The following is a 24619-nucleotide window of genomic DNA, read 5'->3' as shown; positions in this document are numbered from 1 at the left end:
GCTGAGTTCTCGACAGGCTCGAACCGAACGGGGTGAGTGTCTGGAGTTGGGGGCGGTCCTTTTACTTCGCGACGGCCACTGCGGTGCGGACGTCGAAGCGGTCGGACTTGCTGGCGACGCCGGGGCCGGGCTGGCCGGAGCCGACGGTGACGCGGTAGCGGCCGGTGGCGACGCGGCGGGTGCCGTCGACGTCGACGCTGCTCAGGTCGCGCGGTGAGAGGTTAAAGGTCAGCGTGCGGCGTTCGCCGGGGGCGAGCGTGACGCGCTGATAGCCGCGCAGCGCGATGCGCGGTGCGCCGGGCGTGTCGGGGAAGTTGAGGTAGAGCTGTGCCACCTCGTCGCCCGCGCGTGCACCGGTGTTGCAGAGCTCGGTGGTGACGCGCAGGCCCTGTCCGGCGCCGCCGGCCGCGGGGGTGAGGTTCAGCGCGCCATAGTCGAACTTGGTGTAGCTGAGCCCGTGGCCGAACGCGTAGACCGGCGTGCCGGCGAAGTAGCGGTAGGTGCGGCCGGTCATGGCGTAATCATCGAACGGCGGCAGGTCCGTGACGCTGCGGTAGAAGGTCAGTGGCAGGCGGCCGGCCGGGTTGGTGCGGCCGGACAGGACGTCGCCGATCGCGGTGCCGCCGGCCTGGCCCGGATACCAGGCCTCCAGGATCGCGGCGGCATTGTCCTTGGCCCAGGCCAGGTTGATCGGGCTGCCGTTCATGGCGACGACGACGATCGGCTTGCCCGTGGCGCGGGCGGCGGTCAGCATCGCCTGCTGATCGGGGGCGAGATCGAGCGTCGTCTTATCGCCGCCTTCGAAGCCGGGGACCTTGATGCCGGTCTCCTCCGCTTCGAGGTCGGAGGTCAGGCCGACGACCGCGACGAGCACGTCGGCATCGGCGGCGGCGCGGGTGAGATCGGCGGTCGGGTTCTGCGAGATGCGTTTCCAGACGAGCGAAACCTCGCCCTCGATCGTGAAGGGGTAGCGTTTGCCGGCCTGGAGCTGGAGTGTTTCAAACGTGGCGAGGTCGTTCCAGCGCGACTTGGCGCGGTCCGAAATGAGCTTGCCGTCGAGGCGGGCCGAGCCGCCGGCGCCGGTCAGGCCGACGCGGTAGGTGCCGCTTTCGGCGGGCACGAGGAAGCCGGTGCGGACGACGCGGTGGATGTCGGACAGCTTGGCGAGTTGCAGGTTGCGGTCGCCGACATCGGGTTCGATCCGCGTGACGACGGGTTTCGCCTGGTAGCGCATCGCGGCGATCGCGGCGTCGCGCGTACCGGGCGCGAATGCGGTGGGGGCGGGGCGCAGCGGGTTGTAGTAGCGCACCAGCACGCCTGGCTTGCCGTCCGGCGTGCGGAGCATCTGCTGCGGCACGCGGTCGCCATCGGTCAGCGACGCGCCGAACGGCACGAGCGTGACGCGCGCGCCGGGCATAGCGCGGCGGAGACCGTCGACGACCGAGACGGGCGTGCCGGTGAGGCCGGAGGAATAGTTGCCGCGCAGGACGCGCGTGGCATCACCGAGCGGGCCGACCACCGCGACGCGGATGCCGGGTTTCAACGGCAGGACGCCATCGTTCTTCAGCAGCACGAGGCTCTTGGCGGCGGCGGTCAGCGCCAGCGCGTCCTGGGCCGGCGCGCCGATCGCGGCGACGGGGATGGTGGCGGGCGTGCCGGCGAGGCCGGGCAGGTCGCCGGTGCGGTAGCGCGCGGAGAACAGCCGGACGAGCGTGGTGTCGATCTCGCGCTCGGTGATAAGCTGACGGCGCAGCGCCTCGCGGTAGCGGTCTTCGAGCCCCGACGTGTCGGAGAGGGTGGCGTTGTGGCACTCGCTGTCGACGCCGGCGCGCATCGCGGCGGCGACCGCGGTCGGGCCGTCGGGCGAGTATTTGTGAGTGTCGGCGATGTCCTTCACCGCGTCGCAATCCGACACGACATAGCCGGTGAAGCCCCATGCACCGCGGAGATGATCCTTCAGCAGCAGGTCGCTGGCGCAGGCCGGTTGGCCGTCGATGCGGTTGTAGGCGCACATGACCGAATTGGCGCGCCCCTCGACGATCGCGGCGCGGAAGGCGGGGAGGTAGGTGTCCTCCAGATCGTGCGCGGAGACGAAGACGTTCGCTTCGTGGCGGGTCGATTCCGGGCCGCTGTGGACCGCGAAATGTTTCGGCGTGGCGACGACCTGCGGCAGATCGGGGTTCGGGCCCTGCATCCCTTCGATGAAGGCGACGCCGGTGCGGGCGGCGAGATACGGATCCTCGCCATAGGTTTCCTGGCCGCGGCCCCAGCGCGGGTCGCGGAAGATGTTGATGTTGGGCGACCAGGTGTCGAGGCCAGTGCCGATCCGCCCGTTGCGCCCGGTCTGGCGCGAGAGCGTGTGGAGCGCGCGGACCTCCGTGCCGATCGCGGCCGCGACGTTGCGGACGAGCGGGGCGTCGAAGGTGGCGGCGAGGCCGATCGGTTCGGGGAAGTTGGTCGTCTCGGTGGGCCCAAGCGCGCCGTGGAGCGATTCCGTCCACCAGTTGTAGCGCGGGACGTTCAGCCGCGGGATGGCGGGGGCGACGTTGAGCAGCTGGTCGAGCTTCTCCTCGATCGTCATGCGCGCGACGAGTGCGGCGGCTATGCGATCGGCCTGCGCATGGACCGGGCTCACGGCCGGGGCGGGGGCGATGGGCTGCGCGGTTGCGACGCTGGTGAGCGCGAGGCCGATCGCGGCCGATGCCCACAGGACGTGCCTTTGCGAGTGCGATCCGCGCGTCATCCCCATCTCCCCTGTCGTCTTGTCTTGTTTTGGGTCTTGTAAGACTATTGTTAGCGTCGGACAACGTCCGAAATAGTTGAGCTTATTGCACTAGGAAGCGGCTGCCGTCGGCATTGTCCGCGCTGGGTCCCGGGCTGTCAGCGCGCAGCGTGCCGCCATTGGCGACGTGGAGGTAGCGGTTGGTGACGAGCGACATCAGCACCGCGCCGCCGCTCAAGGATTCCATCCACTGATATTGCTGCGCCGGGCCGCCGTCGGTGGGGCGCATCGCGGCGGAGCCGTCGGGCGCGGTGGTGAGCGACTGGCCGCCGCGGGTGAGCGAGACGCGGCCGAGCGGGTGCCGGTCGACGCGGAGGCCGGCGAGTGCGGGGGCGGCGGGCTTGCCGATCGGGGTCAGGCGGATGGTGCGGGCATATGGGATGTCCGGGCGGCTTTCGGGGTGGCCTTCGGTCACCTTGAAGTCAAGGAAGTCGGCATGGCCGCCGGGCGTGCCGGCGCTGTTGTAGGCGAACAGTGCGTAGCGGACGCCCTGGAACGTCAGCAGCTGGAACGGCATCGTCACGGGCGTGCCGAAGTCGGTGAAGCGGCGGCCGTCGGTCGAGACGCCGAACTGCGCGCGGTCGTGCGCCAGATCCGCGGTGGCGCGCAGCCAGAGATGCGTGGCGGTGAGCGGGCGGCGGAGGGTGCCGGCCAACTCGTCGGTCATGACCAGTTCGAGACCCTTGGCGGACCGTTCGACGCCGATCGTGGCGAATGGCCGGTTGAGCAGCGCGAGCCCGGCGACGTCGCCCGCACGGAGCCCGGCGACGTCGAGTTCGACGACCGGCGTGGACTGCGGGCCGATCGCGCGCTGGGTCAGCGTGTTGCGCGCCTGGAGGAAGCCGGGGGCGGGCAACGTGGTCAGCCGGAGTGCGCCGGGGCGGGCCGTGAGCGACCAGTTGGCCGCGACGGGGACGTGGTTCCATTGCCAGATGGGCCCGAGCGCGGGGCCGGCGAAGCTGTCCGACCGCTGGTAGGGCGCGTGATCGGGCGAGGCGGGCAGCCGCGGCTTGACCCAGGTGCGCGGCGAGCGGCCGAGATTGCCGGGGAGGCCGAAATAGGGCCAGCCGTCCTTCCACGTCACCGGCGACAGCGCGGTGAGGCGGCCCACTGAATTGCCCTCGAACATGGACCAGCCCCACCATTCGCCGGCAGGCGTCTGGATGACGCCGCCCTGGTGCATGGCGAGGCCGCCGCGTGCCTTCGGGTCGGGGCCGCGTAGTTTGAGCGGTTCCTTGTTGCCGGCGACGCGCCAGCCGGCGGTCTCGCCGAATTCCTCGTCCGCGCTGATCTCGGGGTTCACCTCGTACGGGCCGAAGGGTGAGGATGCGCGTGCGGCGGGCATGCGGAAGCGGACCGCATATTCCGCGCTGGTGATGTAGTAGCGCCCGTCGAACTTGTAGAAATGCGACCCCTCGCCCATCCCGGCGCCCTTGGGGATGACGATCCGTTCGGTGCCGGGGACAATGTCGGTCAGGCTGGCGTCGAGCTGCGCCATGTGGATGTCCTGGTAGCCCCAGATGACATAGGCCTTGCCGTCGTCGTCGAACAACACCGACAGGTCGTGGAAGCTGCGTTTCATCGATGTGCGGGTCCACGGGCCGCGCGGGTTCGTGGCGGTGAAGCGTTGCGTATTCTGGCCGTTGACGTTGCTGAAGATGTAGAAAGTGCCGTTGCGGTAGCGCAGGCTGGGCGCCCAGATACCGCGGCCGTAGATGTGCTTGCCGCCCTCCAGCCGGTACTCCGGGCCGAGATCGAGCTTGTCGAGCGCGTAGCCGAGGAACGTCCAGTTCACGAGATCGCGCGAATGGAGGATCGGCAGGCCGGGCATGGTGTGCATGGTTGTGCCGGTCATGTAGAAATCGTTGCCGACGCGGATCATGTCGGGGTCGGAGAATTCATCGAAGAACAGCGGGTTGGTGAAGGTGCCGTTGCCGTTGTCCGCGGTCCACGTGCGGGCTGCGGAAGATGGCGTAGCTGCGGCGGGCAGCAGCGCGGTCGCCATCATCAAAGCCAGTGCGGCGTACGCCATTTCTTCTCTCCCGTTGCAGGCCCCTAACATCGCCGTGGGCGGGTTTCCACTTGCTTAAGTCGGACAATTGGGGTTTCTTGACGGTCAAAGGGGTGCACCCGAACAGGGGCATCGCATCGCCGCTCAGGGGAGAGAGATGTGTTGAATCGTCGTTTTGGGCAGGCCGTGTCGGCCGTCGCGCTGATCGCCGCCGTGCCGACGCTGGCGCAGGCCCCGGCGCAGGTGCCGGGCCAGTCGATGACCGCCGCGACGGGCACGCTGTCTGCCGACCGGCCGGGTCCGCGCATGAACCGCCAGGTGTTCGGGCAGTTCGCCGAGCATCTCGGCACCGGCATCTATCCGGGCATCTGGGTCGGCCCCAATTCCAAGATCCCGAACGACGCCGGGTATCGCCGCGACGTGATGACCGCGCTGAAGGCGATCAAGGTGCCGATGGTCCGCTGGCCCGGCGGCTGTTTCGCGGACGAATATCATTGGCGCGACGGGATCGGCCCGCGCGGCAAGCGGCCGGTGAAGGTGAACACCAACTGGGGCGGCGTGACCGAGGACAATGCGTTCGGCACGCATGAATTCATGGGCTTTGTCGAGCGGCTGGGCGCGGAGGCCTATGTCTCCGCCAACCTGGGCAGCGCGCCGCCGGCCGAGACGTCGCAGTGGGTGGAATATCTGACCGCGCCGGCGGGCACGACCGTGCTGGCCAAGGAACGCGCCGCCAACGGGCATCCCGCGCCGTGGAAGGTCCAGTATCTGGGCATCGGCAACGAGCTGTGGGGGTGCGGCGGTAACATGCGCGCGGAATATGCCGCAGACCTGACCAACCGTTACGGCCAGTTCGCCAAGTCGACCAACGGCAAGATGCTGAAGATCGCCAGCGGGCCGAGCGACAGCAACTACGAGTGGACCGAGACGCTGATGAAGCTGTCCGGCAAGAACATCGACGGCCTGGCGCTGCATTACTACACCCGTCCGCGCGATACGAAGTGGGAAGACAAGGGCCCGGCGCTGGGTTTCCCCGAGCGCGAATGGGCGACCACCATGGCGCACACGTTGCAGATGGAGGATTTCGTCACCAAGCACAGCGCGATCATGGACAAATATGATCCGGACAAGAAGGTCATGCTGGCGGTCGACGAATGGGGCACGTGGTACGACCCGACGCCGGGGTCGAACCCGGGGTTCCTGCAGCAGCAGAACTCGCTGCGCGATGCGGTGGTCGCCGGGCTGAACCTCAACATCTTCGCGCATCATGCCGACCGGGTAAAGATGGCCGCGATCGCGCAGATGGTGAACGTCTTGCAGGCGATGCTGCTGACCGACGGCGCGAAGATGGTGAAGACGCCGACCTACCATGTGTTCGACCTGTATCAGCCGTGGATGGACGCCACGACGCTGCCGATCACGGTGAAGTCGCCATATTATCACTATGACGAGGTCGCAGTGCAGTCGGTCAGCGCGTCCGCGGTGCGCGACGCGAGCGGGCAGGTGCATGTCGCGTTGGTCAATCTCGATCCGAAGAATGCGGTGCCGGTGTCGGTGAAGATGACGGGCGTGCAGGCGACGACCGCGACCGGACGCATCCTGACCGCCGCGACGATGGACGCGCATAATACGTTCGACCAGCCAAACGCGCTGGTGCCGGCGGCGTTCAGCGGCGCGCAGGTGGCGGACGGGACGTTGACCGTCACCTTGCCGGCGAAGTCGGTGCTCGTGCTGGCGCTGCGCTGAGCATGGACGCGCCGGGTGGTACCGGCGCACCCAGTGATGGGGTGAGCCGGCGCGGCGTGCTGGGCGCGTCGGTGGCGGCGTCGGCGGTGCTGGCGTTGCCGGAGGCGTTGCAGGCCGCGCCGGTGCCGGTTGCGGCCGGCGGGGATCGGTTGTGGTACGCGCAGCCGGCCAAGGTGTGGACCGAGGCGCTGCCGATCGGCAACGGGCGGCTGGGCGCGATGGTGTTCGGTGGGGTCGCGGCGGAGCGGTTGCAGCTGAACGAGGACACGTTCTGGGCGGGCGGGCCTTATGATCCGGTCAATCCCGCGGCGGCGGGGGCTCTGCCCGAGGTGCGACGGCTGATCGCGGCGGGGCGGTTCGCGGAGGCGCAGGCGCTGGCGAACGCGACGCTGATCGGCAAGCCGCGCGGGCAGATGCCGTATCAGACGGTCGGTGACCTGATGCTGCGAATGCCGACTTTGAGTGCGGACGTGTCGGGGTATCGGCGCGAGCTGGATCTAGATGCGGCGTGCGCGACGACGCGGTTTACGGCTGGCGGCGTGTGGTATGTTCGTGAGGTGATCGCGTCGCCGGCGGCGGAGGTGATCGCGGTGCGGTTGTCCGCGGACCGGGCGGGGGCGATCGATCTGGACCTGGGGCTGGAGACGCCGCAGGCGGTCACGATAGTGGCGACGGCGGACAGTCTCGTGCTGGACGGGCGTGGGCCGGCGGCGGAGGGCTTGGCCGGCGCGTTGCGGATCGCGGCGCGGGCGCGGGTGGTGCCGACGGGCGGGCGGATGACGCGGGCCGGTGCAACGCTGAGCGTGCGCGGGGCGGATGCGGTGACGATCCTGGTCGCGGTGGCGACGAGTTATCGCCGGTTCGACGATGTCGGGGGTGATCCTGGTAAAATCGTGGACGCGCGGATCGCGGGGGCGGCGCGGCGGGCGTATCGTGATCTGGCGGCCGACACGGCGATCGAGCATCGTCGGTTGTACCGGCGCGTGACGCTGGATCTGGGGCAGACCGCGCTGGCGGAGCGGCCGACCGATGTGCGGATCCGGAGCGGCGATGCGGCGGACGGGGCGGCGCTGGCGGCGCTCTACTTCAACTATGCGCGCTATCTGCTGATCTGTTCGTCGCGGGCGGGGAGCCAGCCGGCGAACCTGCAGGGGGTCTGGAACGACAGCACCACGCCGCCCTGGGGATCGAAATACACGATCAACATTAATACCGAGATGAACTACTGGCCGGCCGAGCCGCTGGCGTTGCCGGAATGCGTCGCGCCGCTGGTGGCGCTGGTCCGCGACCTGGCGGTGACGGGCGCGCGGACGGCGGGCCGCATGTACGGCGCGCGCGGCTGGGTGGCGCATCACAATAACGATCTGTGGCGCGGAACCGCGCCGGTCGACGGGGCGCAATGGGGGCTGTGGCCGCTCGGCGGGGCGTGGCTGTGCACGCATCTGTGGGACCATTATGACTATGGTCGCGACGCCACCTATCTCGCGACGGTCTATCCGTTGATGAAGGGGGCGTGCGACTTCTTCCTCGATACGTTGGTGACCGACCCGGCGACCGGCCGGCTGATGACGAGCCCATCGATCTCGCCGGAGAACGAGCATCACAAGGGGGTGGCGGTGTGTGCCGGGCCGGCGATGGACCAGCAGATCCTGCGCGACCTGTTCGACCAGACCGCGCGGGCGGCGGCGATCCTGAAGGTCGATGCGGACTATGCACGCCGGCTGGGCGCGATGCGGGCGCGGCTGGCGCCGGATCAGGTGGGGGCGCAGGGGCAGTTGCAGGAGTGGCAGCAGGACTGGGACGCGGGCGCGCCGGAGCCGCATCACCGCCATGTGTCGCACCTGTACGGGCTGTTCCCGAGTGCCCAGATCGACCTGGACCGGACGCCGGCGCTCGCCGCTGCGGCGCGGCGGTCGCTTGAGCTGCGCGGGGACGAGGCGACCGGGTGGGCGACGGCGTGGCGCGCGAACCTGTGGGCGCGGTTGCGCGACGGGGAGCGGGCGCACCGCATCCTGCGCTTCCTGCTGGGGCCGGAGCGGACCTATCCCAACATGTTCGACGCGCATCCGCCGTTCCAGATCGACGGCAATTTCGGCGGCGCGCGCGCGATCGCGGAGATGCTGATGCAGAGCGAGGGCGACGAGATCCTGCTGCTGCCCGCGCTGCCCGCGGCGTGGGGGCGCGGGCGGGTGACGGGATTGCGCGCGCGCGGCGCGGTGCGCGTCGATCTCGAGTGGAGCGCGGGCCGGCTGGACGATGTCGTGCTACACGCAGACCGAGCCGGCACGCATGTCGTGCGACTGGGCGGGCAGCGCCGCAGCGTGACGCTGTCGCCCGGCCGCGCGGTGCGGTTGCGCGGACCGGATTTGAAACAGGCCTGATCACAAGGTCGTGAGGAGTGGGAACATGGGACGTTCAGTAACGCATATCGGCCTGAAGGTCGGACTGGCCCTGGCCGGCGCGATGGCGATCGCGGTGCCGGCGACGGCGCAGGTCGCGACGCAGGCGGTGCCGCCGGTCAAGGGTGCCGCGCTGCTGAAGATGGAGCGGATCAAGGTCAACTCGCCGGCGATCCGCGGCAATCTGGAGGGCGAGAGCGCCGACCGCGACGTGCTGGTCGTCCTGCCGCCGAGCTATGCCGCGAACCCGCGGCGGCGTTATCCGGTGGTCTATGCGCTGCACGGTTACTCGATCGGGGCGGAGCAGTGGACGCGCGAGATCCAGGTGCCGCAGACGATCGCCGGGGCGTTTGCGAAGGGCGCGCGCGAGATGATCGTGGTGTTCCCGGACAGCAAGACGATCCACAACGGGTCGATGTATTCCAGTTCGGTGACGACGGGCGATTTCGAGACGTTCATCGCGCGCGACCTGGTCGCCTATATCGACGGGCATTACCGGACGATCGCGGACCGCCGCAGCCGCGGGCTGGCCGGCCATTCGATGGGCGGATACGGCACGACGCGGATCGGGTTCAAGCATCCCGACATGTTCGGCGCGCTGTACATGATGAGCCCGTGCTGCCTGGCGCCGCGCGACCCGGCGATGTTCGACGCGGAAGCGATGGCGGCACTGGAGAAGGTGAAGTCGCCCTCTGAATCCGCGAGCCTGCCGTTCATGGTGCGCGCTCAGCTGGCCAGTGCCGCGGCGTGGTCGCCGAACCCTGCGAAGGGTCCGCTGTACCTCGACCTGCCGGTGAAGGGCGGGGTGGTGCAGCCCGAGGTGCTGGCGCGCTGGACCGCGAACGCGCCGCTGGCGATGATCGACCAGTATGTCGGCAATCTGCGCCAGTACAAGGCGATCGCGATCGACGTGGGCGACCGCGACGGGTTGAAGGACGACGCGGCCAAGCTGCACGCGGCGCTCGACCTCTACAAGATCGGCAACAGCTTCACGGTGTATCCGGGCGACCATGTCAGCAACGTCGCCGAACGATTCCAGGATTTTGTTATGCCGTTCTTCACGCGCAACCTGGTGGGAGCCAAGTGACCATGCGACCGATTGCCCCGCTGATGATGACGGTGGCCTTCCTGGCCGCGGCCCCGGCTTACGCTGCGCCCGATCCGCTGGCGCCGACCGCGCGGTGGAGTGCCAATACGGGCGGCCGCGCGCCGGTGCCGCCGATGGGATGGAACACCTGGAACGCGTTCAACAGCGACATCGACGAGGAGAAGATCCTGGCGTCGGCGCGCGTGCTGGTCGACGGCGGGCTGGCGAAGCTCGGCTACCGCAACGTCAATATCGACGATGGCTGGTGGCAGCAGCGCCGGCAGAGCGACGGGCGGCTGGTGATCCGCACGGCGAAGTTCCCGTCCGCGGGGAAGCCGGGCAGCACGGACACGAGCTTCCGCCCGCTGACCGACAGGATCCATGCGATGGGCCTGCGTGCGGGGATCTATTCCGACATCGGGCGCAACAGCTGCGGCCAGATCTACACCCCCGATTTCAAGAACCAGCCGGAGGGGAGCGTCGCGGAGCGCGAGGTCGGGCTGTACGGCCATGTCGACCAGGACATCCGGCTGTTCTTCGAGGAGTGGGGGTTCGACACGATCAAGGTCGACGGATGCGGCGTGCGCGGTCTGCCCGCAGACAGTCCGCGCGTGAAGAGCGGGCTGTACCGCGCGTTGCCGCCGCTGATCGACATGCAGTCGATGGCGCGCACCGACGTGGGCGCGGTGAAGGCGCTGTACGGGTCGGTCGATACGGCGCTCCGGCGCTACAATCCCGACGGCGACTATACCTATTCGCTGTGCCTGTGGGGGTCGTCCGACGTGCGCGCCTGGGGCAAGGACATGGGCAATATCAGTCGCACGAGCGACGATATCTCCCCGCACTGGGGGCGGATGTTGAGCAATTTCGACAGTGCGGTGACGCGGTCGTTGTATGCGCATCCCGGATCGTGGAACGACCCGGACATGCTGTTCGTGGGGACGGGAGATTTCGACGCGGCGCACCCGGTCGAGGCGCGGTCGCATTTCAGCATGTGGGCGATGATCAATGCGCCGCTGTTCATCGGCTACGACCTGCGCAAGCTGACGCCCGAGCAGCGCGCGATCTTCGGCAACGCCGCGGTGGTGGCGTTGAACCAGGATCCGGCGGGGAACCAGGCGGTGGTCGCGTACCAGTCCGACGACGTGCAGATCCTGGTCAAGACATTAGCGGGTGGCGGCAAGGCGGTTGCTTTGTTCAACCGGACGGCGTCGCCCGCGCCGGTGATGCTGACCGCGGCGCAGCTGAAGCTGGTCGATACCGCGCCGATCGCGCTGACCGATCTGTGGACGGGCGCGCGGCGCAGTTTCACGAAGGAGCAGGCGTTCACGCTGAAGCCGCACGAGACCCTGGTATTCCGCGCGGCGGGGCAGCGGAGTCTCGCGAACGGCCTGTACCTGTCGGAACAGCCGGGCAGCGTGAACCCGGCGGCGGACGGCGTGGTGACCCCGCGGGTGGACCCGACGATCCACAAGTCGGTGATCTCGTGGGCCGGCACGCGCGGGCCGGGCGAGCATCCGCAATATGCCGGCTGGGGCGGGGCGCAGGCGGATCGCGCGGCCTATGGTGACGTCCTGCGCGTGGCGACGCGGAACTACGACACGGGCATCGGCGTGCTCGCCGGATCGCGGCTGGAGGTGCGCAATGCGGGCTATACGCGCTTCACCGCGGCGGTGGGCGTGGACGACAGCGCGTCGCCGGCCGGCGGGGCGGTGCGGTTCGAGGTGTATGGCGACGGTCGTAAGCTGGCGACGTCGCGCGCGGTGAAGTTCGGCGAGGCGGCGGTGCCGCTCGCAGCGGACGTGACGGGGGTGAAGATCGTCGAGCTGGTGGCGCGGCGGGCGGACGGTGCGCGGGGTGATCCGCCAGCGGTCGACTGGGCCGACGCGGCGCTGGTTCGCTAGTGGTGCGCGCGTTGTCGTTCGCCGGGGCGCTGGCCCTGTTTGCGGCCTTTGCGGGCGGCGCCGTTCGGGCAGCGCCAGCGATCCCGGTGACGGTCGCGGTCGATGTCGGGCGGCCGGGCAAGCCGGTGAACCCGGTGTGGCGGTTCTTCGGCGCGGACGAGCCCAATTATGCGACGATGAAGGACGGGCGCACGACGCTCGCCACGCTGGGGAAGCTCGCGCCCGACCGCGTCTATTTCCGGACGCACAACCTGTTGACGTCGGGGGACGGGACGGCGGCGCTGAAATGGGGGTCGACCAACGCGTATACGGAGGATGCTGAGAGCCGGCCGCGCTACGACTGGACGATCGTCGATCGGATCTTCGACACTTATCGGGCGCGCGGCGTGCGGCCCTATGTCGAGGTCGGGTTCATGCCGGAGGCGCTGTCGTCGAAGCCGGTGCCGTACCAGCATGACTGGCGGCCGGGCAGCGGCGACCTGCGCACCGGCTGGGCTTATCCGCCGAAGGATTATGCGAAGTGGGACGCGCTGGTGTTCGCGTGGGTCACGCACTGCGTCGAGCGGTACGGCCGGCAGGAGGTCGCGAGCTGGTATTTCGAGACGTGGAACGAGCCGAACCTGCCGCAATATTATTGGGGGGGTACGCAGGCGGAGTTCTTCAAGCTGCACGACACCACGGTGCGCGCGGTGCGGCGGGCGTTGCCGGAGGCGCGGGTCGGCGGGCCGGATATCGCCGGGGCGGGCGACCAGTATCTGACGCAGTTCATGGCGCATGCCGCGAAGGCGGGAACGCCGACCGATTTCCTGTCCTTCCATGCCAAGGGCAACCCGACCGTGGTTGGGACCGGTGCGGGCAGCCATGTGCGGATGGGCCTGTCGGCGCAGTTGAAGGCGGCCGACCATGAATATGCGCAGATCGCGGCGAACCCGGCGTTCCGGACGAAGCCGATCATCATCGGCGAGGCGGACCCGGAGGGGTGCGCGGCGTGCCAGGGGCCGGCCAACGCGTATCGCAACGGGACGATGTATTCGAGCTACACGGTCGCGTCGTTCGTGCGGTTGCAGGCGCTGGCCGAACGGCGCGGGCTGAACCTGGAAGGGATCCTGACCTGGGCGTTCGAGTTCGAGGACCAGGCGCCGTTCGCCGGGTTCCGCCAGCTGACGTCGGGCGGCATCGACCTGCCGGTGATCAACGTGTTCAAGCTGTTCGCCAAGCTGCGCGGGCGGGAGCTGCCCGCGGTGTCGGACCATCAGCCGCCGCTGGATGCGGTGATGGCGGACGGCGTGCGCGGGGCGGCGGACATCGGCAGCATCGCGGCGATCGACGGGGACCGGGTGGCGGTGCTGGTCTGGCATTATCATGACGATGATGTGGCCGGGCCGGACGCCGCGGTGCGGGTTGCCTTGGCGGGGTTGCCGCGGGCTTTGCGGGCGGGGGCGCGGGTGACGCAGTACCGCGTCGATCCGGGGCATTCGAATAGCTATGCGGCCTGGTTGGGGATGGGGTCTCCGCTGGCGCCGACGTCGGTGCAGCGGGCGGCTTTGCTGAAGGCGGCGGCGTTGGCGGAGAGTGTGGTGCCGATGGTGGTAAAGGGCGCTGGTGGGGTGGTCGATGTGGTGGTGCCGCGGTCTGGGGTGACTTTGGTGGTGGTTGAGCCGCGGGGGTGAGGTTGGGGTTGGGCTGCCTTCCTCCCCCACACCATTCCCCACTCCGTTCGGTTCGAGCTTGTCGAGAACGGCGTGCAGGGTTCTCGACAGGCTCGAACCGAACGGGACTGGGGGAGCCCATTCCTATCCTCCCCACCCCGTCCATCCCGAGCGCAGTCGAGGGACCCTTCGAGCGTAGTCGAGAAGCCAACAGCGCCCCTCGGCTGCGCTCGGGGGAAAGCGTGCCTCGACTTCGCTCGGCATGGACGGGGGTTTGGGGTTGGATAAGAGGGGGCGTGTGGTGCGTGTGACTGGGTAGAGACCAGGTGAGCGCGCGTGAGCGCTTACCTCAACCGCTCCGCCACCACGCCAGCCGCGATCAGTTCGGCCAACGCCGCCTCATGCAGTCCCAGCCGCTCACGCAACACATCCCCGCTGTCCTCCCCCGAACGCGGCGGGGCGCGGAGGTAATCGGCGGGTGTCTCCGAGAACTTCCCGGGATAGCCGAGCACCTGCACCGGCGTGCCGTCGGCGCGGGTCATCGGTTGCACCAGGCCGCGGGCGGCGATGTGGGGGTCGGCGAGGATGTCGGGAATGGTGTTGACGCGGCCTGCCGGAAGCCCTGCCACGTCCATCGCGGCGAGGAGGTCGTCGGCGCGCCACGTCGCGATTGCGGGGGCGAGCGCGGACTGGAGTGCGGCGCGGTGCGCGTTGCGGGCGGCGTTGTCGGCGAAGCGCGGGTCGGTGGCGAGGTCGGGCAGCCTGAGCAATGTGCAGAAGGCGCGGAACTGGCGATCGTTGCCGAGGGCGACCAGGATGTCGCCGTCCGCGCAGGCATAGTCGCGGTAGGGGACGAGGCCGGGATGGTCGTTGCCGCGCCGGACCGGAGCGACGCCGCCGTTGAGCCAGGACGAGGCCTGGTTGGCGAGCAGTGCCACCTGCGTATCGAGCAGCGCCATGTCGATATGCTGGCCGATGCCGGTGCGGTCGCGGTGGGCGAGTGCGGCCAGGATCGAGACCGTGGCGTAGAGCCCGGTGGTGAGGTCGGTGATCGGTACGCCGACCTTCATCGGGCCGCCGCCGGGCTCGTCGTCGGGGCGGCCGGTGACGGACATCAGCCCGCTCATCCCCTGGATCATGAAGTCGTAACCGCCGCGGTCGCGGTAGGGGCCGTCCTGCCCGAAACCGGTGATCGAGCAGTAGATGAGGCCCGGCGTCGCGGCGCTGAGGCTGGCATAGTCGAGGCCGTATTTGACAAGGCCGCCGACGCGGAAATTCTCGACCACGATGTCGCTGTCGGCAGCGAGCCGGCGGATGAGGTCCGCGCCGCGCGGATCGGCCATGTCGATCGCGACCGACCGCTTGTTGCGGTTGGCGCAGAGATAATAAGCGGAGTCGCGCGATCCGTCGTCGAGGAAGGGCGGGCCCCAGCGGCGCGTGTCGTCGCCTTGGCCGGGCTCTTCGATCTTCACGACGTCAGCGCCGAGATCTCCGAGGATCTGCGTGCTCCATGGGCCGGCGAGGACGCGGGAGAGGTCGAGGACGCGGAGGCCGGCGAGGGGGCCTGTGGAGGGTTGGGTCATGGGTTTGCGACCGCGGTGGGGCGGGATGCGCGTTGCGGATCGGGGGCGATCCTGTTCGCGATTGTCGCGTGGTGCCGGCCTTTCCTGCGCATTTCGTGCGATCCTCCGTGCGGTCTTCGCCGTCTGGAGGTGTCGTAGAACCGTTTGTCCTGAGTGGCCATTGAGCTTGTCAATATGGCGTGCCGAAGGAGGGTAGCGCGGGTCCTTCGATACGCGCCTTCGACTGCGCTCGGTCGCTACTCAGGATGGACGGGTTTGAGGTGGGGGTGGGGTGTGCGTGGGTTTCGCGGTCCGCGAGGTTAGCTCGAGCGGTGCTGTTGGCTTCTCGACTTCGCTCGAAGGGTTCCTCGACTTCGCTCGGGATGGGCGGGGCCAGTGTGTTCTCCGGCATGCACTCAACCCGTTCGGTTCGAGCCTGTCGAGAACGCTGCGCTATGTTCTCGACAGGCTCGAACCGAACGGGGGTGGGGATTTGGGTTCGGGATGGAAGCGCGGTCGCTTTGGGATCGACCCTTAACCCTAGCCACGCCCCCCACCCCGGCCCTCCCCCCGGTGGGGGGAGGGAGTTGTGCTTAGAAGCCGCGGCGGAGGGTGACGAAGAACTGGCGGGGGGCGCCGGCCAGAAGGGTCTGGTTGTCGCCGCGGGCGCCGAAGCCGTTGGAGCCGACGGTGGAGACGTAGTTCTTGTCGGTCAGGTTGGTGACGCTGCCTTCGATCGCGAACCCCTTGAGCGGGCCGGTGGTGGCGAAGGTGTAGCCGATCGTCGCGTCGAGCAGGAGGCGGCCGCCGACCGACTGGTCGTTTTCGTAGGTGAAGAAGCGCCGCGACATATAGTCCGCGCCGATCCGGGCGAGGAAGCGGTCGTCGTTGTAGACGATTTCGCCCTTTACCATGTGGCGCGGGCTGTCGGGCACGGTCTTGCCCGCGGTGGCGGTGTTGACCGTGCCGTTGGTGTTCAGCACGTCGTCGCGGAATTCCGACTTGTTGTACGAGTAGGACGCGAACAGCGAGACCGCGGGGATGACCTTGTACAGTGCGGTCGCTTCGAAGCCGTAGTTGCGGACGTCGCCGACATTCTGGAGCGTCGTCGGGTTGCCGACCGAGGCGACGCCGTTGACCAGCGACAGCAGGCGGTTGGTGAAGTCGACATAATAGGCCGCGGCCGACGCCTGGAACCCGGCGGCGCGGAACCGGCCGCCGACTTCGTAGCTGTCCGACTTTTCGGGCTTCAGCGTGTCGCGGATCAGGTCGAACCCGACCTGCGTCGTGGCGAAGGGCGAACCGCCGACCGCGGCCGAAGTGAAGGCGCGCATGTTCTGCGTGAAGGTGGCGAACAGTTCGGTCGAACCACCGAGCGCGTAGACGGCGCCGGCCTGCGGCAGGAAATAGTCCTTCGCGTCGATCGTGCCCGAGGCCAGGTTGCCGACGAGCTGCTTGGCGCGGTTGGTGACCTTGTAGCCCTTCCACCCGCCGTTGAGCGTGAGTGCGCCCAGTTCGAGGCGGTCGGCGACATAGTACATCGCGGTGGTCGTATCGAACTTCACGTCGAACTGCGTCGCGAACGGGTTCGACTGGAACGACAGCGCGTCGCGCGACGGGGTCGCCTGGTCGGCGAGGCCGTAGAAGCGGCGGGCGTTGCGGAACGCGTTCGATTCGTACCAGCCGCCGACTTCGAGGCGGTTGGGGCCGGCCTCCCACGCGACATGGCCGAGCGCGCCGCCGCGGGTCATGTCATATTCGGTCGAGCGGACCGACAGTGCGGAGCCGCCCGGCGTCGGGGTGTAGGGCAGGAACCACAGGCCCTGGCCGTGATTGTTGTGGAAATAGCCGGTGAGCTTGATCGACAGCGCGTCGGTCAGCTTGCCGTCGAAGGTGGCGCCGCCGAGATAGTCGCGGCGGAGACCCGCGGCGTCGAAATAGGCGTCGTCGACCGTCTCGTACGGCGCCGGGAAGGTGAGGCCGACGGTCGGGTAGGGGAGGGCGGCGGTGGCCGAGCCGGCGCGGGTTGCCTGGTTCTGGTAGATCTGCGCCAGGCGGGTCGCGAGCGGGAAGTCGTTGGAGATGTTGTCGGTCTTCAGCCCCAGCCGGTCAATCATGTCGAGGCTGAGATCCTGGTAGTCCTGCTCGCGCCGGTCGGAGAAGTTGAAGAAGCCGGTCAGGCTGCCGCGATCGCCGAGGTCCTGGACGATCTTGACGTTCGCCTGATGCTGGCGCTGTTCGCCGAAGCCCTTCCACTTGTCGGTCTTGAGATAGCCGTAGCTGATATAGCCTTTCAGCCCGTTGCCGGTCAGGTCGCCGCTGTCGAGCCGGACGAAGCCGCGATAGGTCGCGTCGCTGCCGTAGGTGCCGGACGCAGCGAGATCGAGATCGTTCGACGGGTCGCGCGATTCGAACATGATCGTGCCGCCGAGATTGCCGGTGGAGGCGGTGCCGAGCGCGCCGGCGCCCTGCGCGACCGAGGTGGCGCCGATATTTTCGGAGATGAGCGCGCGGCTGATGTGCAGGCCGTTGCTGTTGCCGTAGCTCATGTCGCCGAGCGGCACGCCGTCGAGCGTGAAGCCGAGCTGGTTCTGGTTGAACCCGCGGATCGAGATGCGCGACGACCATTCATAGGCGCCGAACGCGTCGGCCGCCTGGAAATTGACGCCGGGCAGCTTCGCGATCGCCTTCAGCGGCGTGGTGCCGGGGGTGAGGACCGCGATGTCGCGCGCGGTGATCGTCTGGACCGAGCGCGCCTGGCCGAAGCCGAGCACGACGATTTCGGTGCCGTCGGTCGGGTCCGCGGCGGTGGCGTCCGCGGGGACGTCTGCCGTGGTGGTTGCTTCGGCGACGGCGACCGTATCGGCCGGCGCGGCGGCCGCGTGGGCGGTGCCCGACATGGCAAGGATGGCGGTTCCGGCAAGCAGGCAGGCGCGGCGAGCGATCATGGAAGGTCCCCTTTGAGCGCGTGTGCCGATGCATCTGTCGCGCAAGGGAGCCCTTGCAGGGGGCGCTGGTCAGGTTCGTGAAGGTTCCGTGTCGGTTCGATGACGGCGGGGCGAGGCACCCCTAACCCGGCGATACAGGTCCGTTTGGTTGGAGCTTGTCGAGAACTCTGCGCGGAGTTCTCGACACGCCCGAACCTAACGGGTTCTGGTCGGGGGACGCTGTCGGCCGTCCCGGCTGCGCTCGACGGGGTCCCTCGACTTCGCCCGGGATGGACCGGGTTTGGAGGGGGGATTCTACGGACCGCGTTCTTGGGGCCCGTCTTATCCCAGCTGGTTGATCGCGAAGGCGTAGGTTTCGGCGGCTTCCCGGAGCGCGTCGAAGCGGCCGGATTTGCCGCCGTGGCCGGCGCCCATGTTGATCTTGAGCAGCAGAAGCGCGTCGTTCGTGCGGGTGGCGCGCAGGCGGGCGGCCCATTTGGCCGGTTCCCAATAGGTGACGCGTGGATCGTTCAGCCCGCCGGTGATGAGCATCGGCGGATAGGCCTGTGCCGCAACATTCTCATATGGGGAATAGCCGTGGATCAGGTCGAATGCGGCCTTGTCGGTGATGGGATTGCCCCACTCGGGCCACTCGCCGGGAGTGAGCGGCAGGGTGTCGTCCTGCATCGTGTTGAGGACGTCGACGAACGGGACGTCGGCGATGACTGCGCCCCACAGGTCGGGATCGGTGTTGGCGACGACGCCCATCAGCCCGCCGCCGGCCGAGCCGCCGTTGATCGCGATGCGGCCGGGCTTGGCGAAGCCTTCGGCGATCAGACCCTTCGCGACGTCGACGAAATCGTGGAACGTGTTCCAGCGCTGCGTCGCCTTGCCCTGGAGATACCAGTCGTAGCCAAGATCGTCGCCGCCGCGGATGTGCGCGATCGCGAAGGCGAAACCGCGGTCGAGCAGCGAGAGCCGGCCGGTGGAGAAGCTGGGCGGGATGGCGTGGCCGTAGGCGCCGTAGGCGTAGAGGAACAGCGGGCCGGACCCGTCGCGCGGGAAGCCGACCGGGTAGACGATCGACACCGGGATCGACGCGCCGTCGCGGGCGGGCACCATCAGCCGTTCGGTGGCGTAGCGGCTCGCGTCGTAGCCGGACGGGATCTCCTGCACCTTCAGCGTTTCAAGCGTGTCCGTGGCGGGATCGTAGTCGAACACCGTGACGGGGGTGACCATCGAGGTGTAGCCGATCCGGTAGAGCGGCGGATCGAACGCCGGGTTGGAGCCGAGCGCGGCGGTGTAGCTCGCCTCGGGAAACGCGATGCGGTGATCGTCGCCGGCGTAGGTGCGCAACCGGATCTGGTCGAGCCCCTCGACGCGCTCGGCGATCACGAGATGCTTGGCGAAACTGGTGAGGCCGGTCAGGTAGACCTGGTCGGAGCCCTCGATCACGCTCGTCCACTCGCCCGGCGTCGCGGGGTCCGCACGCGCGATGCGGAAATTGACGTGGGTGTCGTTGGTCAGGATCCAGAGCGTGTCGTGCGCGTGATCGACCGAATATTGCCGTTCGACCTGCCGCGGGCTGACGAGCAGCGGCGCGGCGTCGAAGTCCGCGGTGGGGACGAGCCGGATCTCGTCGGTCTGGTTGTCGCCGGTGCCGATCAGCAGATATTTGCGGTCCTGCGTGCGGCCCAGACCGATGCGGAAGCCCTGGTCGGGTTCCTCGTAGAGCGTCGGCGCGGCGGTGGGATCGTCGCCCAGCCGGTGCGCGCGGGCGCGGAAGGTGCGCCAGTTGTCGTTGACCTCGGCATAGGCGATGCGGGCGCTGTCCGCCGACCAGACGACGCCGCCGTTCACGACCTCGCTGACCGTCTCGATATCGCTGCCGGTGGCGAGATCGCGGATCTTGAGCGTGAAGCGTTCGGCGCCGCTGGTGTCCGCGCTCCAGGCGAGCAGGCGGGTGTCGGGGCTGATCGCAAGCGTGCCGGCGCGGAAATAGTCGTGGCCGGCGGCCTCCGCGGTTTCGTTGAGGATCAGTTCGTCGGGTCCGCCGGCGACCGGGCGGCGATACCAGAGCCGATATTGCCCGCCGGTCTGGAACGCCCACCAGTAAAGATAGTCGCCGTCGACCTGCGGCACCGAGGCGTCGTCCTGCTTCAGCCGGCCCTTCATCTCCTCGAACAGCGTGTCGACCAGCGTCGCGCTGGGGGCCATGGCTGCCTCGAAATACGCGTTCTCGGCCTTGAGATAGTCGAGGATCTCGGCGTCCTCGACCTTCGGGTAGCCGGCGTCCTTGAGCCAGTGATACGGGTCCTCGATCGTCACGCCGTGCGCGGTGGTGGCGTGCGGGCGGACCGCGGCGACGGGCGGCGGCGGAAGCATCGCGGTGGTGGTCGGGGTGCTGGCGGAGGGCGTGTCGGACAAGCTGCGGTCTCGGTCTGGCTGGCGCGGGGGCGTGCGCGGGACTATCTGGGCGTCAACGCTAGATAGAAGGGCGACGGGCCATGTCCACCTACGAAGACCGGCTGAAGCTGCTGCGCGACGAACTGGCGACCCGCGCGCTGGACGGGTTCGTCGTGCCGCTGACCGACGAACATATGTCGGAATATGTCGGTGCCTATGCGCAGCGGCTGGCGTGGCTGACCGGGTTCCAGGGATCGGCCGGGGCGGCGGTGGTGCTACCCGCGGACGCCGCGATCTTCACCGACGGGCGCTATACGTTGCAGGTGCGCGAGCAGGTCGACGGCGCGCACTGGTCGTACCAGGCGGTGCCGGAGACGAGCATCACGCGCTGGCTGGCCGAACATGCGCTGGCGGGCGGGCGGATCGGGTACGACCCCTGGCTGCACACGCGCGACTGGGTGGTCCAGGCGACCGCGGCGCTGGCGGCGCGCGGGGCCGAGCTGGTCGCGGTGGACGGCAATCCGGTCGATGCGGTGTGGGCGGACCGCCCCGCGCCGTCCGACGCGCGGCTGGTGGTGCATAGCGACGCGCATGCGGGCCGGACGTCGGCCGACAAGCGGCAGGCGATCGCCGACTGGCTGGTGACGAAGGGTGCGGACGCGACGGTGCTGGCGGCGCTCGATTCGATCGCCTGGACCTTGAATATCCGCGGGGCGGACGTCGACCATACGCCGGTCGCGCTGGCCTATGCGGTGGTGAGCGCGGACGGGACGGCGGACCTGTTCGTGGCGCCGGAGAAGATGGCCGACGACGTGGCGCAGCATCTGGGCAATGCGGTGCGCGTGCATCCGCGCGACGCCTTTGCGGATCATCTGCGGTCGCTGGGCGGGCAGCGAATCGCGGTGGACCCGGCGCAGTCGGTGGCGGCGATCTTCGCCGAGCTGGAGGCGGGCGGTGCGCAGGTGATGGAGGCGCGCGACCCGACCGTGATCCCGCGCGCATGCAAGAATGCGGGCGAGATCGCCGGGCAGCGCGCGGCGCAGGCCCGCGACGGGGCGGCGGTGACGCGGTTCCTGCACTGGCTGTCGATCGAGGCGCCGAAGGGCGGGCTGACTGAATTGTCCGCTGCGGCGAAGCTGGAGGCGTTCCGGCGCGAGGACGCGCGGCTGATCGACCTGAGTTTCGATTCGATTTCCGGGGCGGGGCCGAACGGCGCGATCTGCCACTACAAGGTCGACGAGGCGAGCAACCGGCCGATCGAGATCGACAGCCTGTACCTGATCGATTCGGGCGGGCAGTACCGCGACGGGACGACCGACATTACGCGCACCGTGGCGGTGGGCGAGCCGACCGCGGAGATGCGCGACCGCTTCACGCGCGTGCTGAAGGGTCATATCGCGCTCGCCCGTGCGGTGTTTCCGGAGGGGACGTCGGGCGGCCAGCTCGACGTGCTGGCGCGGCAATATCTGTGGGCGGCGGGGCTGGATTACCCGCACGGGACCGGTCACGGCGTGGGGTCCTTCCTGGCGGTGCATGAAGGGCCGCAGCGCATATCGGCGGCGTGGAGCAGCCAGTCGGGTGGGGCCGAGCCGTTGCGCGAGGGCATGATCCTGTCGAACGAGCCGGGCTACTACAAGGCGGGCGAATACGGGATTCGGATCGAGAATTTGCTGCTGGTCGAACGGCGCATGATCCCGGGCGCGGAGGGGGCGATGCTGGCGTTCGAGACGCTGACCTTTGCGCCGATCGATCGGACGCTGGTCGATCTCGAGCTGCTCGATGCGGGCGAGCGGGCGTGGCTGGACGGCTATCATGCGCAGGTGCGCGACGTGGTCGGGCCGCTGATCGACGGGGCGGCGAAGTACTGGCTGGACGCGGTGACGGCGCCGCTCGGCTAGGCGGAATGTCCGCTTGCGTGGGGGCAGGGGGCGGGCCCATGATCCGGGCCTGAGCGTTGCGCCGCGAAGGCGACGAGCAAGAGGACGAGAGATGCGGAAACTGGCGAAGTTCGGACTGGGCCTGGCGGCGGCCGGCGGCATTGCGGTGGCGGCGCTGGCGGTCGGTTTCCCGACCCCGCCCGCGACCCCGCCGATGGCGGCGGCCGAAGCCGCGCGGCGCACCGCATGGGACTTCAACCTGGTCGCGATCGACGGCGAGCCGATGCCGATGAAGGCGTATCGCGGCAAGGTCGTGCTGCTGGTCAACACCGCCAGCTTCTGCGGTTTCAAGAAGCAGTTCGCCGGCCTGCAGCAGTTGCAGGACCGGTACGGCAAGGCGGGCTTCACGCTGATCGGCGTGCCGTCGGGCAGCTTCAAGGACCAGGAATATGGGTCCAACAAGCAGATCGCCGACAATTGCCAGACGATCGGTATCAAGTTCCCGATGGCGGAGAAGTCCGCGGTGGTGGGGACGAGCGCGCTGCCGATCTACAAATGGGCGGCGGCGAAGGTGGGCGCGGAGAACACGCCGCGCTGGAATTTCCACAAATATCTGATCGGGCGGGACGGGCGGCTGATCAAGGCGTTCGGGACGACGACGGACCCGACCGATCCGGCGCTGAACGCGGCGATCACGACGGCGATCAGGGCGCGTCCGGCGCGGGCCTGAGCGGGTTTGCAATCGGTGGGTGAGCGGCGACGGGGGGTTGCCCCGCGGCAGCGGTCATCCCGGCGTAGGCCGCGATCTCGTTCTAGCTTGGGGTGATGTTTGACCTGAGGGACATCCCGGCTTTCGCCGGGATGACGGCCAAGGGAAGAATCTACTTGGTCACGTCGGTAACAGACAGCCCGGCGGACGTTTCTTGAGGAACCGCCGCGGCGGGAATTTCTCGCGCCTGTGCCTTACGGCGGCGGAGATTGTCGCGGAGGGCGGCGGCCAGTCGTTCCGCGCGGTCGGTTTGGCCGTTGCTCATCCCGGAAAGCATAGAGGGGTCGACGTCCGCGGGCCAGCCCCGCTCGGCCTTTCGATCGTGATGTGCCAAGACGGACGCTTGACGCCCGCCGTCCCCTCCGCCATAGCCCGCGTCCTGTCAGGGCCCGCCCCGGCATGCTGCCGTAGCTCAGTGGTAGAGCGCATCCTTGGTAAGGCTGAGGTCGTGAGTTCAATCCTCACCGGCAGCACCAGCATTTATAGCGTGTAGAGCGGGCATCTTTGGATGCCCGTTTGCGTTTCGGGGTTCCTCCGCTGCAGCTCGAGCTGCTTCGTCAGGCGCCGCGATCGCGGCGGAAGGCGCGGGGGGAGCGGGCGGCGTGGCGGGTGAAGAAGCGCGAGAAATAGGCCGGGTCGGCAAAACCGAGCGCGTAGCCGACCTCTGCGATCGACAGGTTCGTGTAGAGAAGCGCGCGGCGCGCCTCCAGCATCGCGCGTTCGTCGAGCATGGCGGCGGGCGGGCGTGCGGCGATGCGAGTGCAGGCCGCCCGCAGGCTCGTGTCGCTGGTGCCGAGCGCGGCGGCGTGGGTGGCGACGCTTTCGCGCAGGCGGAATCGCTGTTCGATGCGGGCGCGGAAGCGCGCGACGAGCGCGGCCTGCTGCCCCGGATCGGGGGTCGCAGCGTCGGACCTTGCGGGTATCGCGCGAAGCGCGCCGACGAGTAGTGCGAGCAACCCAGCCTCGACCGCGGCGTGATGGCCGGTCGCCGACCAGCCGAGTTCGCGGTCGAGCGTGTCGATGCCAGCCCGGATCGTGCGGGCGATGTCGGCGTCCGGTTGCAGTGCGCGGACCTGTGCAAATACCGCCGCGAGATCCGGATGGCGGGCGACGAGCCGGTCAAGGCAGGCGCAGGCAAGCGTCACTACGGCGCCGGTCGACTCGCGCGTCCACTGGAACCCGTGGACGACGCCGCCGGGGACAAGCAGCAGCGCGGGCGTCGTGAACGGTAACGTCCCGCCTTCGGCCAGCATCGATCCGCCGCCGCGATCGACGAAGAAGATCTGGACCAGGTCGGCGTGCGCGTGGGGGCGGATCATCCATTCGCTGGGGCGCGACCGCGCGTCGAGCCGTTCGACATGGATGAAATCCGGCGCGACCGCCCTGTGCGGTTCGCCGTAAAGATAGAAGCTGGGAACGAGGGCGTTCTTCACGGCAGTACGATAGGCGAGGTCCGGCGGATCGTCCAACTTATTGAACGGGATTGCCATGGCCCGGCGA

13 protein-coding genes and 1 tRNA gene are annotated in these 24619 nt (G+C 68.8%); 8 read left to right on the top strand and 6 right to left on the bottom strand.

The annotated features are described in order from the left end of the window. Positions 1-61: 61 nt before the first annotated feature. Positions 62-2743 carry a glycoside hydrolase family 3 C-terminal domain-containing protein gene (locus IEX50_RS13710; RefSeq protein ID WP_157176242.1) on the bottom strand — a complete coding sequence of 894 codons (2682 nt, stop codon included), beginning with the start codon at positions 2741-2743 and terminating at the stop codon, positions 62-64. Positions 2744-2825: 82 nt separating this feature from the next. Next, the gene (locus IEX50_RS13705) at positions 2826-4814 is read right to left on the bottom strand and encodes a glycoside hydrolase family 43 protein (RefSeq protein ID WP_198350645.1); all 1989 of its coding nucleotides are present in this window, start codon (positions 4812-4814) and stop codon (positions 2826-2828) included. Between the two features lie 141 nt (positions 4815-4955). Between IEX50_RS13705 and IEX50_RS13700 the strand changes: the two genes are divergently transcribed. The 5 genes from IEX50_RS13700 to IEX50_RS13680 are packed head-to-tail and all read left to right on the top strand — an operon-like array spanning position 4956 to position 13599. Continuing rightward, positions 4956-6539 carry an alpha-N-arabinofuranosidase gene (locus IEX50_RS13700; RefSeq protein WP_506344880.1) on the top strand — a complete coding sequence of 528 codons (1584 nt, stop codon included), beginning with the start codon at positions 4956-4958 and terminating at the stop codon, positions 6537-6539. A 2-nt stretch (positions 6540-6541) separates the two neighbouring features. Next, entirely contained in the window at positions 6542-8920 is a 2379-nt protein-coding gene (locus IEX50_RS13695; RefSeq protein ID WP_157176243.1) for a glycoside hydrolase family 95 protein, read from the top strand. 25 nt (positions 8921-8945) lie between these two features. Next, entirely contained in the window at positions 8946-10025 is a 1080-nt protein-coding gene (locus IEX50_RS13690; protein ID WP_157176244.1) for an alpha/beta hydrolase, read from the top strand. 2 nt (positions 10026-10027) lie between these two features. Beyond that, the gene (locus IEX50_RS13685) at positions 10028-11929 is read left to right on the top strand and encodes an NPCBM/NEW2 domain-containing protein (RefSeq protein WP_157176245.1); all 1902 of its coding nucleotides are present in this window, start codon (positions 10028-10030) and stop codon (positions 11927-11929) included. A 2-nt stretch (positions 11930-11931) separates the two neighbouring features. Continuing rightward, positions 11932-13599, top strand: coding sequence for a GH39 family glycosyl hydrolase (locus IEX50_RS13680; protein WP_308419293.1), 1668 nt, complete (start codon positions 11932-11934; stop codon positions 13597-13599). A 323-nt stretch (positions 13600-13922) separates the two neighbouring features. Here the strand turns inward: IEX50_RS13680 and IEX50_RS13675 are convergent, their stop codons facing one another. The 3 genes from IEX50_RS13675 to IEX50_RS13665 form a co-directional block, all read right to left on the bottom strand. Then, positions 13923-15161: a CaiB/BaiF CoA transferase family protein gene (locus IEX50_RS13675; RefSeq protein WP_157176246.1), complete on the bottom strand. Its 1239-nt coding sequence runs from the start codon at positions 15159-15161 to the stop codon at positions 13923-13925. Positions 15162-15733: 572 nt separating this feature from the next. Next, on the bottom strand, positions 15734-18088 hold the full coding sequence (locus IEX50_RS13670) for a TonB-dependent receptor domain-containing protein (RefSeq protein ID WP_229674021.1): 2355 nt from the start codon (positions 18086-18088) through the stop codon (positions 15734-15736). 321 nt (positions 18089-18409) lie between these two features. After that, positions 18410-20452 carry a S9 family peptidase gene (locus IEX50_RS13665; RefSeq protein WP_157176503.1) on the bottom strand — a complete coding sequence of 681 codons (2043 nt, stop codon included), beginning with the start codon at positions 20450-20452 and terminating at the stop codon, positions 18410-18412. A gap of 122 nt (positions 20453-20574) precedes the next feature. Between IEX50_RS13665 and IEX50_RS13660 the strand changes: the two genes are divergently transcribed. The 3 genes from IEX50_RS13660 to IEX50_RS13650 all read left to right on the top strand — a co-directional run bounded on the left by IEX50_RS13660 (position 20575) and on the right by IEX50_RS13650 (position 23595). Further along, on the top strand, positions 20575-22371 hold the full coding sequence (locus tag IEX50_RS13660; protein ID WP_157176247.1) for an aminopeptidase P family protein: 1797 nt from the start codon (positions 20575-20577) through the stop codon (positions 22369-22371). 91 nt (positions 22372-22462) lie between these two features. Then, entirely contained in the window at positions 22463-23080 is a 618-nt protein-coding gene (locus IEX50_RS13655) for a glutathione peroxidase (protein ID WP_157176248.1), read from the top strand. A gap of 440 nt (positions 23081-23520) precedes the next feature. Further along, positions 23521-23595, top strand: a tRNA-Thr gene (locus IEX50_RS13650). Positions 23596-23676: 81 nt separating this feature from the next. On the opposite strand, the gene IEX50_RS13645 is transcribed toward IEX50_RS13650, so the two are convergent. Then, positions 23677-24552 (bottom strand): helix-turn-helix domain-containing protein, encoded by an 876-nt coding sequence (locus IEX50_RS13645; protein ID WP_229674019.1) that lies wholly within the window; start codon positions 24550-24552, stop codon positions 23677-23679. Positions 24553-24619: the final 67 nt, after the last annotated feature.

The organism is Sphingomonas prati (assembly GCF_014643515.1).
GTDB classification, from domain to species: Bacteria; Pseudomonadota; Alphaproteobacteria; order Sphingomonadales; family Sphingomonadaceae; genus Sphingomonas_R; species Sphingomonas_R prati.
Note: the sequence above shows the minus strand (reverse complement) of the source record. Positions and strands in the feature narration are given on the sequence as shown.

Coding starts and splice junctions, on each gene's coding strand:
- IEX50_RS13675 (WP_157176246.1), bottom strand. CDS start 15,161: ATGACCCAACCCTCCACAGGCCCCCTCGCCGGCCTCCGCGTCCTCGAC.
- IEX50_RS13655 (WP_157176248.1), top strand. CDS start 22,463: ATGCGGAAACTGGCGAAGTTCGGACTGGGCCTGGCGGCGGCCGGCGGC.
- IEX50_RS13685 (WP_157176245.1), top strand. CDS start 10,028: ATGCGACCGATTGCCCCGCTGATGATGACGGTGGCCTTCCTGGCCGCG.
- IEX50_RS13695 (WP_157176243.1), top strand. CDS start 6,542: ATGGACGCGCCGGGTGGTACCGGCGCACCCAGTGATGGGGTGAGCCGG.
- IEX50_RS13660 (WP_157176247.1), top strand. CDS start 20,575: ATGTCCACCTACGAAGACCGGCTGAAGCTGCTGCGCGACGAACTGGCG.
- IEX50_RS13705 (WP_198350645.1), bottom strand. CDS start 4,814: ATGGCGTACGCCGCACTGGCTTTGATGATGGCGACCGCGCTGCTGCCC.
- IEX50_RS13710 (WP_157176242.1), bottom strand. CDS start 2,743: ATGACGCGCGGATCGCACTCGCAAAGGCACGTCCTGTGGGCATCGGCC.
- IEX50_RS13690 (WP_157176244.1), top strand. CDS start 8,946: ATGGGACGTTCAGTAACGCATATCGGCCTGAAGGTCGGACTGGCCCTG.
- IEX50_RS13670 (WP_229674021.1), bottom strand. CDS start 18,088: ATGATCGCTCGCCGCGCCTGCCTGCTTGCCGGAACCGCCATCCTTGCC.
- IEX50_RS13665 (WP_157176503.1), bottom strand. CDS start 20,452: ATGCTTCCGCCGCCGCCCGTCGCCGCGGTCCGCCCGCACGCCACCACC.